This window comes from Streptomyces sp. NPDC093600 (assembly GCF_044764755.1).
GTDB lineage: Bacteria > Actinomycetota > Actinomycetes > Streptomycetales > Streptomycetaceae > Streptomyces.
Genome location: NZ_JBIWIU010000009.1, coordinates 257,651 through 272,324 on the forward strand (window position 1 = coordinate 257,651; position 14,674 = coordinate 272,324).

General features: G+C 71.2%; 15 protein-coding genes. 8 read left to right on the plus strand and 7 right to left on the minus strand.

The window, feature by feature from the left end:
* The first annotated feature begins 34 nt into the window (after window positions 1–34).
* The 3 genes from ftsH (at window position 35) to ACIRB4_RS23020 (ending at window position 3,741) form a co-directional block, all read left to right on the plus strand.
* On the plus strand, window positions 35–2,077 hold the full coding sequence (ftsH, locus tag ACIRB4_RS23010; RefSeq protein WP_403293904.1) for an ATP-dependent zinc metalloprotease FtsH: 2,043 nt from the start codon (window positions 35–37) through the stop codon (window positions 2,075–2,077).
* 89 nt (window positions 2,078–2,166) lie between these two features.
* Window positions 2,167–2,772, plus strand: a complete 606-nt coding sequence (gene folE, locus ACIRB4_RS23015) for a GTP cyclohydrolase I FolE (RefSeq protein ID WP_403293906.1) — start codon at window positions 2,167–2,169, stop codon at window positions 2,770–2,772.
* Window positions 2,773–2,823: 51 nt separating this feature from the next.
* Window positions 2,824–3,741, plus strand: a complete 918-nt coding sequence (locus tag ACIRB4_RS23020) for a DUF6891 domain-containing protein (protein WP_403293907.1) — start codon at window positions 2,824–2,826, stop codon at window positions 3,739–3,741.
* Window positions 3,742–3,749: 8 nt separating this feature from the next.
* On the opposite strand, the gene ACIRB4_RS23025 is transcribed toward ACIRB4_RS23020, so the two are convergent.
* From ACIRB4_RS23025 to ACIRB4_RS23050, 6 genes are all read right to left on the minus strand, one after another.
* Window positions 3,750–4,235 carry a DUF3180 domain-containing protein gene (locus ACIRB4_RS23025; protein WP_403293908.1) on the minus strand — a complete coding sequence of 162 codons (486 nt, stop codon included), beginning with the start codon at window positions 4,233–4,235 and terminating at the stop codon, window positions 3,750–3,752.
* A 68-nt stretch (window positions 4,236–4,303) separates the two neighbouring features.
* Complete coding sequence (gene folK / locus ACIRB4_RS23030; RefSeq protein WP_403293910.1) at window positions 4,304–4,903, minus strand: 2-amino-4-hydroxy-6-hydroxymethyldihydropteridine diphosphokinase; 600 nt, start codon at window positions 4,901–4,903, stop codon at window positions 4,304–4,306.
* Window positions 4,900–5,259 (minus strand): dihydroneopterin aldolase, encoded by a 360-nt coding sequence (folB, locus tag ACIRB4_RS23035; RefSeq protein WP_356888526.1) that lies wholly within the window; start codon window positions 5,257–5,259, stop codon window positions 4,900–4,902. The genes folK and folB overlap by 4 nt, the downstream gene beginning before the upstream one ends.
* 200 nt (window positions 5,260–5,459) lie before the next feature.
* Window positions 5,460–5,918: a nuclear transport factor 2 family protein gene (locus ACIRB4_RS23040; RefSeq protein ID WP_403293911.1), complete on the minus strand. Its 459-nt coding sequence runs from the start codon at window positions 5,916–5,918 to the stop codon at window positions 5,460–5,462.
* Window positions 5,915–6,775: a dihydropteroate synthase gene (gene folP, locus ACIRB4_RS23045; protein ID WP_403293913.1), complete on the minus strand. Its 861-nt coding sequence runs from the start codon at window positions 6,773–6,775 to the stop codon at window positions 5,915–5,917. Before folP ends, ACIRB4_RS23040 begins: the two co-directional genes overlap by 4 nt.
* 38 nt (window positions 6,776–6,813) lie before the next feature.
* Complete coding sequence (locus ACIRB4_RS23050) at window positions 6,814–8,646, minus strand: phosphatidylglycerol lysyltransferase domain-containing protein (protein WP_403293914.1); 1,833 nt, start codon at window positions 8,644–8,646, stop codon at window positions 6,814–6,816.
* A 174-nt stretch (window positions 8,647–8,820) separates the two neighbouring features.
* On the opposite strand from ACIRB4_RS23050, the gene ACIRB4_RS23055 reads away from it, so the two are divergent.
* Window positions 8,821–9,933, plus strand: coding sequence for an alpha/beta hydrolase (locus tag ACIRB4_RS23055; RefSeq protein ID WP_403293916.1), 1,113 nt, complete (start codon window positions 8,821–8,823; stop codon window positions 9,931–9,933).
* A 37-nt stretch (window positions 9,934–9,970) separates the two neighbouring features.
* On the opposite strand, the gene ACIRB4_RS23060 is transcribed toward ACIRB4_RS23055, so the two are convergent.
* Window positions 9,971–11,056: an ABC transporter ATP-binding protein gene (locus tag ACIRB4_RS23060; RefSeq protein WP_403293918.1), complete on the minus strand. Its 1,086-nt coding sequence runs from the start codon at window positions 11,054–11,056 to the stop codon at window positions 9,971–9,973.
* A 101-nt stretch (window positions 11,057–11,157) separates the two neighbouring features.
* Between ACIRB4_RS23060 and ACIRB4_RS23065 the strand changes: the two genes are divergently transcribed.
* The 4 genes from ACIRB4_RS23065 to ACIRB4_RS23080 all read left to right on the plus strand — a co-directional run bounded on the left by ACIRB4_RS23065 (window position 11,158) and on the right by ACIRB4_RS23080 (window position 14,657).
* Window positions 11,158–11,844 (plus strand): ABC transporter permease, encoded by a 687-nt coding sequence (locus tag ACIRB4_RS23065; protein ID WP_403293920.1) that lies wholly within the window; start codon window positions 11,158–11,160, stop codon window positions 11,842–11,844.
* 1 nt (window position 11,845) lies between these two features.
* Window positions 11,846–12,505, plus strand: coding sequence for an ABC transporter permease (locus ACIRB4_RS23070; RefSeq protein ID WP_403293922.1), 660 nt, complete (start codon window positions 11,846–11,848; stop codon window positions 12,503–12,505).
* Between the two features lie 28 nt (window positions 12,506–12,533).
* On the plus strand, window positions 12,534–13,514 hold the full coding sequence (locus ACIRB4_RS23075; RefSeq protein WP_403293924.1) for an ABC transporter substrate-binding protein: 981 nt from the start codon (window positions 12,534–12,536) through the stop codon (window positions 13,512–13,514).
* 141 nt (window positions 13,515–13,655) lie between these two features.
* Complete coding sequence (locus ACIRB4_RS23080; RefSeq protein ID WP_403293926.1) at window positions 13,656–14,657, plus strand: hypothetical protein; 1,002 nt, start codon at window positions 13,656–13,658, stop codon at window positions 14,655–14,657.
* The last annotated feature ends 17 nt before the right edge of the window (window positions 14,658–14,674 follow it).

Here is a 14,674-nt window from a genome sequence, read left to right on the forward strand (position 1 = left end):
GGCAGGAGGGACGGAGCGTTCTCGCTCCGTATGGATGGACGTGAAGCGATACTTCCGTGGGCCGGTCATGTGGATCGTGCTGGCCGTCCTCGCCGTGGTCGTGCTGATGCAGGTCGTCGGCTCGTCCGAGGGCTACAAGACGGTGGACACCAGCAGGGTCGTCCAGGCGATCAATGACAAGCAGGCCGACCAGGTCAAGCTGACGACCGGCGACGAGCAGGTCATCAAGGTCGAGCTCAAGAAGGGCGCCGACAAGGACAAGTACGGCGGCAGCACCAAGATCCAGGCCAGTTACATCGGTGACCAGGGCGCCAACCTGACCACCGAACTCCAGAACCAGGCCTCGTCCGGCGCGCTGGACAAGGGCTACACGGTCTCCCCGGAGCGGCAGAGCCCGTTCCTGTCCGTGCTGCTCTCGCTGCTCCCCTTCGTGCTCATCGTCGTCGTCTTCCTGTTCCTGATGAACCAGATGCAGGGCGGCGGCTCCCGAGTCATGAACTTCGGGAAGTCCAAGGCCAAGCTCATCACCAAGGACACCCCGAAGACGACCTTCGCCGACGTGGCGGGGTCCGACGAGGCCGTCGAGGAACTCCACGAGATCAAGGAGTTCCTCCAGGAACCGGCGAAGTTCCAGGCCGTCGGCGCCAAGATCCCCAAGGGTGTGCTGCTGTACGGCCCGCCCGGAACCGGCAAGACCCTCCTCGCACGCGCCGTCGCGGGCGAGGCCGGCGTGCCGTTCTACTCGATCTCCGGCTCCGACTTCGTCGAGATGTTCGTCGGCGTCGGCGCCTCCCGGGTCCGCGACCTGTTCGAGCAGGCCAAGGCGAACGCCCCCGCGATCGTCTTCGTCGACGAGATCGACGCCGTCGGACGCCACCGCGGCGCCGGCCTCGGCGGCGGCCACGACGAACGCGAGCAGACCCTCAACCAGCTCCTCGTCGAGATGGACGGCTTCGACGTGAAGGGCGGCGTCATCCTGATCGCCGCCACCAACCGGCCCGACATCCTCGACCCGGCGCTCCTGCGCCCCGGCCGCTTCGACCGGCAGATCGCCGTCGACCGCCCGGACATGCAGGGCCGCCTGGAGATCCTCAAGGTCCACCAGAAGGGCAAGCCGGTCGCCCCGGACGTCGACCTCGGCGCCGTCGCCCGCCGCACGCCCGGCTTCACCGGTGCCGATCTCTCCAACGTCCTCAACGAGGCGGCGCTCCTGACCGCCCGCTCGGACAAGAAGCTGATCGACAACCACTCCCTGGACGAGGCGATCGACCGCGTGGTCGCGGGCCCGCAGAAGCGGACCCGGATCATGTCGGACAAGGAGAAGAAGATCACCGCGTACCACGAGGGCGGCCACGCCCTGGTCGCGGCGGCCTCGCCGAACTCCGACCCCGTCCACAAGATCACCATCCTGTCCCGCGGCCGGGCCCTGGGCTACACCATGGTGCTCCCGGAAGAGGACAAGTACTCGACCACGCGCAACGAGATGCTCGACCAGCTCGCCTACATGCTGGGCGGGCGCGCGGCCGAGGAGCTCGTCTTCCACGACCCGACCACGGGCGCGGCGAACGACATCGAGAAGGCCACGGCCACCGCACGCGCGATGGTCACGCAGTACGGCATGACCGAGCGGCTCGGCGCGATCAAGTTCGGCGGCGACAACACCGAACCCTTCCTCGGCAGGGAGATGGCGCACCAGCGCGACTACTCCGAAGAGGTCGCCGCGCTGGTCGACGAAGAGGTCAAGAAGCTCATCGAGACCGCGCACAACGAGGCGTGGGAGATCCTCGTCGAGAACCGTGACGTCCTCGACAACCTGGTCCTGCAGCTCCTGGAGAAGGAGACGCTGGGCAAGGAGGAGATCGCCGAGATCTTCGCCCCGATCGTCAAGCGCCCGGCCCGCCCCGCGTGGACCGGCTCCTCCCGCCGTACGCCCTCGACGCGCCCGCCGGTGCTCTCCCCCAAGGAGCTGGCACTGACCAACGGCGTGAACAGCACGAACGGCAGCCCGACGATCGACACCGCCAAGACGCCGGCAACCGGCATCGAGGTGGCCCCGGAGGAGACCCCGGAGGTCTGACCCGGAATGGAAGCCGCGCCCCCGCAGGTTCTAGCCTGTGGGGGCGCGGTGTTTTTCGCGTACCACGGTTCAGATGGAACGAGGCACAGATGATCGACCCGGTGACGCTGGACGGCGAGGGCAAGATCGGCGAGTTCGACGAGAAGCGCGCCGAGAACGCCGTACGAGAGCTCCTCATCGCGGTCGGTGAGGACCCGGACCGCGAGGGGCTCAGGGAGACGCCGGCGCGGGTGGCGCGGGCGTACAGGGAGCTGTTCGCGGGGCTGTGGATGAAGCCCGAGGACGTCCTGACGACGACGTTCGACCTGGGGCACGACGAACTGGTGCTCGTGAAGGACATCGAACTGACCGCGACCTGTGAGCATCACCTGCTGCCCTTCCATGGCGTAGCTCACATTGGTTACATTCCGGCGGAAACGGGCAAGATTACGGGCCTGTCCAAGCTGGCGCGCCTCGTCGACGTCTTCGCCCGCCGTCCGCAGGTGCAGGAGCGCCTGACGACGCAGATCGCCGATTCGCTCATGGAGATCCTTGAGGCGCGGGGCGCGATCGTCGTGATCGAGGCCGAGCACATGTGCATGTCGCTGCGCGGCATCCGCAAGCCGGGCGCGAAGACGACGACCTCGGCGGTGCGCGGCCAGCTGCGTGACGCCACCACTCGGGCCGAGGCCATGTCCCTGATACTGGCCCGCTAGCCGCGGTTCCCGGCAGGGTCTGCTGTCAGAGGGGTGTGCCAGAGTCTGCGCATGCTCGAGATCGTGGTGAAGACGGAGACCTGGGAGCGGCATGTCCGCGTGTCCGCCGAGGAGCTGGCCGGACTGGTCCGGCGAATCGGCGGTGAGGGTGACCGGTATCTGGTGCTTCAGCGGATACCGGACCTGCCTGACGTCTTCACCCAGGTCTGGCACCAGGCCGGTGGTGATTTCACTCTGGAGCACCGCGACGGTGCCGCCGACCGGCATTTCCAGGTGAGGGCCGACAGTCCCGAGGCCGTGATCGCGGCGATGACCGGCTGGGCGCGCCGGGAGACCGGCTGGGACGCCGGCCTGGGCTGGTCGCCGCTGGACATGGGCGCCACCCGTGAGGTGGCGCCGCTCGACATCGAGGAGGACGAGCGCGAGCAGTTGGAGAAGCGCGTCCGCGAGGTGCTGGTCGGCGGCTACGCCTCCCGCGCCGAACTGTCCGAGCTCGCCGAGGACTACCTGGTCACCGAAGACCGCCGGCCCCTCTCGCGCGAGCAGGCCGAGGCGCTGGCCGACCGGATGTGGCTGGAGCGCGTCGCGGAGCAGGCCGAATGGCAGGGCGAGACCGACCCCGAGCGGCTCACCCGTGCCTTCACTGCGCTGGAGCACGCCGGCATCACGAGCCGGGAGAACTTCACCTGCTGCCGGTCCTGTGGCAACGCGGAGATCGGAGCCGAGGGCGCACCCGACGCGCGCGGCTTCGTGTACTTCCACACCCAGTGCACCGACTCGGCCGCCGCCGGCCACGGTCTGATGCTGCTGTACGGCGGGTTCGACGGCTCGGAGGAGACGACCGCGGCGGTCGGCCGCGAGGTGGTGGCCGCGCTCGAGGCTGTCGGCCTGCCCACCGTCTGGGACGGCACCCCGGGGCGGGCCGTTCACGTCACCCCGCTCGACTGGCGCCGACGTCTGGTCGGCTGACGCGTCCGCTACGCCACCGGGGCCGTTCCCTTGCCGTTCTCCTCGTCGTCGGGGAGTTTGCAGACGCGTTCCAGGAAGAGGGCCGCCGCGATCACGCCGATGCCCGCCAGGACCGAGAAGCCGGCGTAGATCGCCTGGTCGCGGCGGGCCGGGATGTCCAGGGAGCCGAGCAGGAAGACGCCCGCGCCGCCGTACATGCCGGAGACCAGCGCCGCCACCAGGGCGCTGGCCTGGCCGAAGACCACCGCGCGGGCCGCCATCAGGGGTTCGACGCCCTTCGCGCCGGGGCGGCGTTCGCGCTGGGCCTTGAGGCGGGAGCGCAGGGAGAGGGCCGTCGCGGTCAGGACGGCGGCGATCGCCGCGAGCACGATCGGGGCGGCCAGCGGCACGCTCGGCAGGGTGCCCACCGAGTCCCAGAGCCGCGCACCGCCCCAGGACAGGATGCCCGCCACGAGGAACAGTCCGGTGAGCACCTTGAGCCGCAGTTGTTTCACCGGGTGTCCTTCGTCGTCGCGGGCGTCGATCCGGGTCGATCGATCTCGATCTCTGACGAGAGTAACGACTACTCGGGCAGACGGAGTTCCAGGTCGGTGCGCGGCACGACCCCGGCGCCGCCGAGGGCGGTCAGGAGTTCGGCCACCGTGCCGTGGCCGGGCAGCTGGGCCTCGGGGTCCACGTCGCGCCAGGGGGCCAGGACGAAGGCGCGCTGGTGGGCGCGGGGGTGGGGGAGGGTGAGGACGGGGTCGTCGGAGACGACGTCGGCGTAGGTCACGATGTCGACGTCGATGGTGCGGGCGCCCCACCGCTCCTCGCGGACCCGGTGGAAGGCCTCCTCGACGGCGTGCGCCCGCTCCAGCAGGGAGGAGGGCGGCAGGGTGGTCTTCACCAGGACGACGGCGTTGAGGTACGAGGGCTGGGAGCCGGGCTCGACGCCCCAGGGCTCCGTCTCGTACACGGAGGAGACGGCCTTGACCCGGAGGCCCGGGGTGTCCTCCAGGGCGTCGATGGCCCCTTGGAGGGTCTCCATGCGGTTGCCGAGGTTGGAGCCGAGGGCGATGACGGCCCACTTGGGGTTGGAGAGGGTCACGTCGGCGGCGTCGACGGCCTCGACGACGGAGGCGGGTACGGGCTGCACGGTGGGGTCGCTGTGCGTGGCTTTCATACTCGGCTCCGGGTGATGGTGATGGTGACGTCGTCGAAGGGGACCGTGATCGGTGCGTCGGGCTTGTGGACGCACACCTCGACCTCCTGGACGCCGGCGTGCTTGAGGCACTGCTGGGCGATCCGTTCGGCGAGCGTCTCGATGAGGTCCACCGGCTCGCCCTGGACCACGTCCACGACTTCCTCCGCGACGACGCCGTAGTGCACGGTCTTCGTCAGGTCGTCGTCGGCGGCCGCGGGGCGGGTGTCGAGGCCGAGGACGAGGTCCACGATGAAGGTCTGGCCCTCCTCGCGCTCCTTGGGGAAGACGCCGTGGTGTCCTCGGGCCTTGAGGCCGCGCAGCGCGACACGATCCACGCGAATCACTCCTGCTGTCGTAGTTCTCGGGCCACGCAGCCGGGTGCGGACGGCCGGGTGTCCACCATCGAATCTACCTGCGGGCACCGACAGCATGTGCCCACGGGGGCAGCAGGCGAGGGCCGCAGGGGCTGGTAGCGGCCCCTACCCAGGGGGCGCGGCCCCAACCCCGTGGATCACCCGCAAGGCCCAGCGACCCGTCAGGCGCCTGGCTCCTCGTCCTCTTCGTCGTCGGATTCGGCGAGGACGGGGGAGCCGTGGTGGGACCAGATCTTCCAGCCGTCGAATGTGCGGCGGAACACATTGGTGGCGACCACCAGCTGGCCCACCAGCGGGCCGAGTTCGGCGCCGTCCTCGGCGGGTCCGCCGCTGAGGATGTTCTCGGTGCAGGTGACGACGGCCACGTCGCCGCCGAGGGAGACCTTGACGTCGGTGAGGAAGAACTGGATGTACTCGGTGTTCGCCATGATCAGGGCGTACGAGCGGAGTACCTCGCTGCGGCCGGAAAGGACCGGCCAGCCGGGGTGGACGCAGGAGATCGGGGTGGCGCCGTCGTCGAGCCAGAGGGTGGAGACCTCTTCGAAGTCGCCGCGCTCCATCGCTTCGTAGAAGGCGGTGTTGGCGGCCTCGACCGCTTCGGTGTCGGTCCGGTGGGTCACGCGGCTCCCTCGACGGCTCTGGCGACTCGGACGGCGTCGGCGGTGGCCCTGACCTCGTGGACGCGGACGGCCCAGGCGCCTTCGTGGGCGGCGATGGCGGAGACGGCGGCGGTGGCGGCGTCGCGTTCGCGGGCGGGCGGCGGGGCGGCGCCCTCGCGGGCGAGGACATGGCCGAGGAAGCGCTTGCGGGAGGCGGCCACGAGGAGCGGCCGGCCCAGTGCGCGCAGCTCGGGCAGGTGGGCGACGAGGGCGAGGTCGTGCGGGGCCTGCTTGGCGAAGCCGAGGCCGGGGTCGATGACGATGCGTTCGGGGGCGATGCCGCCGTCGACGACGGCGTCCAGGCGGCGGCGGAGTTCGGTGACGACCTCGGCGACCACGTCGTCGTAGACGGCGAGGCGGTTCATGTCCTGGCTGAAGCCGCGCCAGTGCATGACGACGAAGGGGACCTCGGCGGCGGCGACGGCGGGGACCATCTCCGGGTCGGCGAGGCCGCCGCTGACGTCGTTGACGAGGACGGCGCCCGCCGCGACGGCGGCGCGGGCGACGGAGGCGCGCATGGTGTCGACGGAGACGGTGACGCCTTCGGCGGCGAGGCCGCGGACGACGGGGACGACGCGGCGCAGCTCCTCGTCCTCGTCGACCCGGCTGGCGCCGGGCCGGGTGGATTCGCCGCCGACGTCGACGAGGTCGGCGCCTTCGGCGACGAGGTGGAGGCCGTGTTTGACGGCGGTCGTGGTGTCGAACCAGCGGCCGCCGTCGGAGAAGGAGTCCGGCGTCACGTTGACGACGCCCATGACCGCGCAGCGATCCCACTCCGGCAGGCCCCAGGCCGTGCCCCGTCCGCTCAACGTACTCATACGACCAGCCTAGGGGCTGGCCGGTCCGGGGGCGCCCGTCAGGCCGCCCGGACCTCGCGGTCGGCCTGAGGGGTGACGATGTGGGCGCAGGGGCGGGCGGTGGCGGCGGTGCGGCGGCGGGTGAAGGGGCGGGGCAGGTCGAGGTTGACGAAGCCTTCGGCCTGCATGGCGGCGAAGCCGATGCGGGGCAGGTCGCGGCTCTTGCGGTAGACGACGAAGCGGGGTTCCCAGCGGGGCTGGAACTTGGCGTTGAACTTGTAGAGGGACTCGATCTGGAACCAGCGGGAGAGGAAGACGAGGAGGCCGCGCCAGACGCGCAGGACGGGGCCGGCGCCGATCTTCTCGCCGCGGGCGAGGGCCGCGCGGAACATGGCGAAGTTGAGCGAGACGCGGGTGATGCCCAGGCGGGGGGATTCCTGGAGGGCGGCGACGATGAGGAGCTCGTTCATGCCGGGGTCGGCGGAGCGGTCACGGCGCATGAGTTCCAGGGACATGCCGTCGGCGCCCCAGGGGACGAAGTGGATGATCGCCTTCAGGTCGCCGTAGGGGGAGTCGGGATCGTCCTTGTGGGCGGTGGCTATGACGGCGTCGCCGTCGCCGGGATCGCCGATGCGGCCGAGGGCCATGGAGAAGCCGCGTTCGGTGTCGGTGCCGCGCCAGTCGGCGGCGGCGCGGCGTACGTGTTCGAGTTCGGCGTCGGAGAGGTCACGGACGCGGCGGACCTGGGTGGTGTAGCCGTTGCGTTCGATGCGCTTCACCATCTGGCGCACGTTGCGCATGGCGCGCCCGGCGAGGGAGAAATCCGCGACGTCCACCACCGCCTCGTCGCCGAGTTCGAGGGCGTCGAGGCCGGTCTCGCGGGTCCAGACCTGGCCGCCGGTCTCGGAGCAGCCCATGACGGCGGGGGTCCAGGAGTGGGCCTTGGCCTCGTCCATGAAGCGTTCGATGGCGCCGGGCCAGGCTTCGACGTCGCCGATGGGGTCGCCGCTGGCGAGCATGACGCCGGAGACGACGCGGTAGCAGACGGCGGCCTTGCCGCTGGGGGAGAAGACGACGCCCTTGTCGCGGCGGAGCGCGAAGTGGCCGAGGGAGTCGCGGGCGCCGTGCTTGTCGAGCAGGGCGCGGAGCCTGGTCTCGTCGTCCTGGGTGAGCCGGGCGGTGGGGTGTTCGGGGCGGAAGGCGAGGTAGACGGTGGTGAGGGCGGTCAGCATGCCGAGGGCGCCGAGGGAGTAGCCGACGGTCCAGTCGGCGCCGCCGGTGTAGCGGATGGGGCCTTCGAAGCCGAAGAGTCCGTACAGGACGTGTTCGAGGCGGTCGGTGAGGCCGGGGCCGCCGACGACGCGGCGCGGGTGGGCGCTGACGATGACCAGGCCGAGCGCGATGGATCCGGCGCCCATGAGGACGAAGTTGGCGAGGGCCTTCCAGCGGCTGCGGGGGTCGGGCAGGGCGGCGAACTCGCGGCGGTGGCGGAGCAGCAGGGCGAGCAGCGCGAGGGAGAGCAGGACGCCGACGATCGAGTGGCGCCAGACGAACTGGGCGACGGCGCCGAGCGGCAGCAGGACGACGGCGGCCCGCCAGGCGCGGCGCTTGTGGCGCTTGAGGCCGTGGGCGAGGAGCAGGAGCAGGACGCCGGCGCTGAGGGAGAGGGCGGCGGACAGTGGTCCGAGGGTGCCGGGCAGGACTTCGGCGACGGCGTGCATCCGGCTGGTGCGGAAGCGCGGGAAGACGCCTGCGGCGATGTCGATCAGGCCGATGAGGGTGCAGGCCGTGCCGACGAGGGAGGGGACCTTCTCCGGTCGCGGTCCGCGCAGAATCCGGCGTACCCGATCCGGAACCGATCGTGATTTGTCCCCATCTACCGTGACAGACATCGCTTCCCGTGCTTCCCGTGATCCGCATCCGCGAGAGATTCTTGGTCCGGCGGCCGCGCGGGTGGTCAGGAGCGGGCCGTGTACCGGAGGTTGTGCGCCTTCTAGGACGGTCCTGCGGGGGAGCGGGTTCATTCGCTCACAGGAAAATCTCAAGGAAGAAAGTTCGATCACCTCATGGGTCTCACCAGCAACAATGTTCTGGCGCTCGCCGTCGCGCTGGCTGTGGTGCTGTTCGCCGCCACCGTCTGGCTGTGGCCGCGGCTCGCACGCGGGGGCTGGCGGGCCGTCCTGGGCCGGATCGGCCTGCTGCTCGCGACCCAGCTCGCGCTGTTCGCCTCGGTCGGCCTGGCGGCGAACAACTCCTTCCTGTTCTACGGCTCCTGGGCCGACCTGTTCGGGCAGGAGCAGGACCTGGGGGTGGTCGTCGACCACTCGGCCGGTTCCAAGGACATCAAGGTCGTCGGCGTCCAGGCGCTCGACGTCCCCGGCGGCGGGAAGCCGTCGGTCGGCGGACAGATCCAGAAGATCGTCGTCTCCGGCGAGAAGTCGAAGATCGACTCCCCGGCGTACGTCTATCTGCCGCCGGAGTACTTCCAGGAGGCGTACGCGAAGAGCACCTTTCCCGCCTCGGTGGTGCTGACCGGCTACCCGGGCACGGCCGAGAACCTGCTCAAGGGGCTGAAGTACCCGAAGACGGCCTTCCTGCAGGCGAAGGCGGGGAAGATGCGGCCGATGATCCTGGTGATGCTGCGCCCGACGGTGGCGCCGCCCCGGGACACCGAGTGCGTGAACGTGCCCGGCGGCCCGCAGACCGAGACGTTCTTCGCGCAGGACCTGCCGAAGGCGGTCTCGGAGACGTACCGGGTGGGGACGAAGGCCCGGAACTGGGGGTTCATGGGGAACTCGACCGGCGGCTACTGCGCGCTGAAGATCGCCCTGCACCACCCGGACCGGTTCGCGGCGGGCGCGGGCTTCTCCGCGTACTACAAGGCCGCCGAGGACGTGACGACCGGCGATCTCTTCCACGGCGACGGGAAGGCGCGCAAGCGGGCCGACCTGCTGTGGAGCCTGGACCACGCCCCGCAGGGCAAGTCGTCGTTCCTGGTGACCACCTCGAAGCAGGGCGAGGGCAACCTGAAGGGGACGCTCGCGTTCATCGAGAAGGTGAAGGCCCCGGCGCGGGTCTCCTCGATCACGCTCGACAGCGGCGGGCACAACTTCAACACCTGGAACCGCGAGATCCCGCCGGGCCTGGTGTGGATGAGCGGGCGGCTCAGCGCGAACTGAGCTTGCCCGCGGGGCCCCGGTGTCCGTGGGGTTCTCGTCAGTCCGCCGAGGGGTTTGCGGGAGACGGCTCCGGACGGGCCCGGCGCAGGGCCCGGTGGACGCCGTCGGGGGTCAGCACGCCCGCGTACCGTCCGCCGTCCGTCGGGTCGATGACGGGGAGCCAGCCGGTGTCGTCCTGCAGGAGCGCCGCCAACGCCTCCCGCAGGGAGGTGCCGAGCGGTACGGGAGCGGGCGTCGGCCGGACGTCCTCGGGGTGCTCCGCGGAGACCCAGCCCTCCGGGCGGCCGTCGGCGTCGAGAACGACCACCCGGGGCGCGTCGAAGCCGGCGCCGGTGCGCACCGTCGGCGGGTGTTCCAGATCGCCCTCCTCCACGGGGGTGACGGAGAGCCGCTTGAGGCCGCGGTCCGCGCCGACGAAGTCGGCGACGTACGGGGTGGCGGGGGCGCCGAGCACGGTGGCCGGGGCGGCGAACTGCTCGATCGTCCCGTGGCCGTAGACGGCGATCCGGTCACCGAGGCGGACGGCCTCCTCCAGGTCGTGCGTGACGAGCAGGACCGTCTTGCGGACCTGGGACTGGAGCCGCAGGAACTCGCTCTGCAGCCGTTCGCGGACCACCGGGTCGACCGCGCCGAAGGGTTCGTCCATCAGCAGGACGGGCGGGTCGGCCGCCAGCGCGCGGGCCACCCCCACGCGTTGGCGCTGCCCGCCGGAGAGCTGTTCGGGGTAGCGGTCGCCGTACGTGCCCGGGTCCAGGCCGACCAGGTCGAGGAGTTCGGCGGCGCGGGCGCGGGCCCGGGCGCGCGGGACGCCGAGGAGGTGGGGGACGGTGGCGGTGTTGTCGAGGACCGTGCGGTGCGGGAAGAGGCCGACCTGCTGGATGACGTAGCCGATGCGGCGGCGCAGCTGGACGGGGTCGACGGCGGCTATGTCCTCGCCGTCGAGGAATATCCGCCCCTCGGTCGGCTCGATGAGCCGGTTCACCATCTTCATCGTGGTGGTCTTGCCGCAGCCCGACGGGCCGACGAGCGTGACCAGTTCGCCCTCGGCGACCTCGAAGGAGAGGTCGTCCACGGCGGTGGTGCCGTCCGCGTACCGCTTGGTCACATGCTCGAACCGGATCATGGTTCCCCATTCTGGCCCGGCGATTGTCGGTGGCGGGGGCTAGGGTCGGTTAAGACGTACGTTCGGGGATACGGGTACACGGGCGGGCCGGGGGGAGGCACATGAGCGCGTCGAGCTGTCTGGTGACGAACGACTGGGTCTGCGGGGAGTATCTGCGCACCCGCGCGCAGGAGTTGACCGACGCCACGCTCCAGCACGGGGGCATCACGCTGGTGTCCGTGCTGATCGGGCTCGCGGTCGCCTTTCCGCTGGCCCTGCTCGTCCGGGCCCGGCCCCGGCTCGCCGGACCGGTCCTCGGGCTGACGACCCTGCTCTACACCATTCCGTCGCTGGCCCTGTTCTCGCTGCTGCTGCCGCTCTTCGGGCTGTCGACGGCGCTGGTGGTGACCGGCCTCGTGCTGTACTCGCTGACGATTCTCGTACGGAACATCCTCGCGGGCCTGGCGGCCGTGCCGGCCGAGGCGCGGGAGGCCGCCCGGGGCATGGGGTACGGGCCGGGACGGCTGCTGTGGGAGGTCGAACTCCCCTTGTCGCTGCCTGCCTTGATGGCCGGGATACGGATGGCGACGGTCTCGACGATCGCGCTGACGACGGTCGGGTCGATCGTGGGCCGGGGCGGGCTCGGCAATCTCATCGAGGACGCGCTGCCGACCTTCTTCAAGGCGCAGGTGCTCGCCGCCTCGGTGCTGTGCGTGCTGCTCGCGGTCGCCGCCGATCTGCTGCTCCTGGGCCTCCAGCGGCTGCTCACACCGTGGACCCGCATACGGACCGCGCCGGGGGGAGGGTGAGATGGGGGTCGTGACGGACGCCTGGGCCTGGCTCACCACCGGCGCCCACTGGTCGGGGGACGGCGGGATAGGGCAACGGCTCGCCGAGCACGTCTATGTGAGCGGGGTCGCGCTGCTGCTGGCCTGCGCGCTCGCGCTGCCGCTCGGACTGTGGCTGGGGCACCTCGGCCGGGGCGGCACGCTCGCCGTCAACCTCTCCAACGCCGGACGGGCGGTCCCCGTCTTCGCGGTCCTGGCCCTCTTCATGGTGTCGCCGCTGCGCACCGCCGGTTCGGTGCCGACCGTGATCGCCCTGGTGCTGTTCGCGCTGCCGCCGCTGCTCACCAACGCGTACGTCGGCATGCGCGAGGTCGACCGGGCGGTGGTGGAGGCCGCGCGGGGGATGGGGATGTCCGGCGGCCAGCTCTTCCGGAAGGTCGAACTCCCCCTCGCCCGGCCGCTGGTCATGACGGGGGTGCGGTCGGCCGCCGTGCAGGTGGTCGCCACCGCGACCATCGCGGCGATGGTCGGCCAAGGGGGCCTCGGCCGGATCATCACCGCCGGATTCAACACGTACAACACCCCGCAGGTGGTGGCGGGCGCGCTCCTCGTCGCCCTGCTCGCCCTCCTGGTGGAGGCCGCGCTGGTGGGGGCCGACCGGCTCCTCGGCCGGCGCGCGTGAGACGACCGAAGAAACGACTGGGATGGGGATGGGTGATCTCGTGAGCAGGATCTCGCGCACGGTGGGTGTGGTGCTGGCTGTGGCGCTGACCGGCGGGCTCGCCGCGTGCGGCGGCGACAGCCTGGAGAAGGCGGGCGGCGGCGGTGGCGCGTCCGGAGCGGGCAAGGGCTCCCTGGTCGTGGGCGCCGCCGCGTTCACCGAGTCCAAGGTGCTCGCCGAGCTCTACGCCCAGGTGCTTGAGAGTGCCGGATACTCCGCGACCGTCACCACGGTGAAGAACCGGGAGCTGTACGAACCCTCGCTGGAGAAGGGCGAGATCGACGTCGTACCGGAATACGCGGCGACGATCGCGGAATTCCTCAATGCGAAGGCGAACGGGCCGAAGGCCCCCGAGGAGAAGCCCGTCGCCTCCGGTGACGCGGCCGCCACGGTGGAGGCGCTGAAGAAGCTCGCCGAGCCGCGCGGACTGAAGGTGCTCGGGTTCGGTCAGGCCGTCGACCAGAACGCCTTCGCGGTGTCACGGGAATTCGCCGAGAAGAACGAGCTGACGACGCTTTCCGATCTCGGCCGCGCCAAGCTGAAGGTGAAGATCGCGGCCGGTGACGAATGCGCCGTACGGCCGTTCTGCGCGCCGGGCCTGAAGAAGACGTACGGGATCGACGTCACCGGTGTCGACCCCAAGGGAGTCGGCACGCCGCAGTCCAAGCAGGCGGTCAAGGACGGCGTGGCCCAGCTGGTGCTGACCACCACCACGGACGCCACGCTCGACGGCTTCGGCCTCGTCCTGCTGGCCGACGACAAGAAGCTGCAGAACGCCGACAATGTGCTGCCCGTGGTCAATGCGAAGGACGCCGGATCGCCCGAGATAGCCGCCGCACTGGACAAGATCACAAAGGTCCTGACGACCGCCGATCTCGCCGAACTGAACCGCAAGGTGGATGCCGAGCGGGCGAAGCCGGAGGACGTGGCCAAGAGCTATCTGGAGTCGAAGGGGCTGGTCAAGAAGTGAGGGCCGGCTAAAGGGAGTCGGCGCGGCCGGGGTTGGGTACGGCGAGGGCGGGGCAGAGGCGCGGTGACGACGGCGAGAAGTGGCCAAGAGATTGCGGGGCCGACACCCCATACCGCGCCTACGCACGGTAAATTTCAGGCCATGCCACGTGGACGCCACCGCCATTCCCCTCCCCTGCACAAGCTTCTGCCGCCCTCGGCGGTCGCCGGAGCTTCGGTCGCCTGTGCCGCGGGCGCCTGGCTGCTCGCGGATCCCGTGGTGCTGCGGCTGCTCGTCGCGGCGGCCGCCGCCGCCGCGATCACCGGCGCCGTCCTCATGCGCAGTTGGGACCGGAGCGCCGGCCGCCAGGTCGCCGAACTGACCCGGGCGCGGGCCGCGGACCAGTGGAAGACCGAGGAGCGGATAGCCGAACTCGAGTCCGACATCGAGGAGGCCCGCGAGCTTCGCGCCAAGCTCGACGCGAAGCTGCGCGCCAAGCGGGTGGAGCTCGCCGGACTGCGCGGCGAGCACGCGGAGCTGCTGCGCCGGTACGCCACGGCGGAGACCGAGCGGGCCAGCGCCCTGGAAGGCCGCAGGCAGCTCGCCCTGGAGGCGACCTCCCCGGCGAAGGCGCTGCCGGCCGCCGGATCCACGCCGACCAGGGACGCCTACCGCCAGGCGGCACAAGCGCTGCGCGACCTCTCGCGCAACGCCGCCGCCCAGCAGGCCCGCAGAACCGTCGAAGCCGCCCGCGACCGCGACCTCGCCGAGCGCGCCCGGGAGACGGAGGAGCCGCAGGGGAAGCACGCGGCGGCCGCCGGGGCCGGGCAGCACGCCCGCCCGTCGTCCGCCGCCACCACCGCGCCGCCCGTGCCCGCGGTCCGTCCCGTCCCGGCCGCCGCCGCGATCGTGCCCTACGCCGCCCGCCGCCCCGCCCCGCGCCCCGAAGGAGGCTTCGACTTCTTCGGGACGCAGAAGGCGGCGGCCGCGATCGAGGCGGTCCAGGACACCGATCTCGCGGACGTCGTCGGCGAGGAGGTCCTGGCCACCGTGGCGCGGCGCGCCCCCGAGCAGCGGGCGATCGGCCAGGTCATCGACCTGACCGAACACGACGAGACCGAGCAGCTCGACGTGGCGGAGCTGCGCGGAGCGGTCAGCTCCTAGAGGGCGCGCTGCCGATC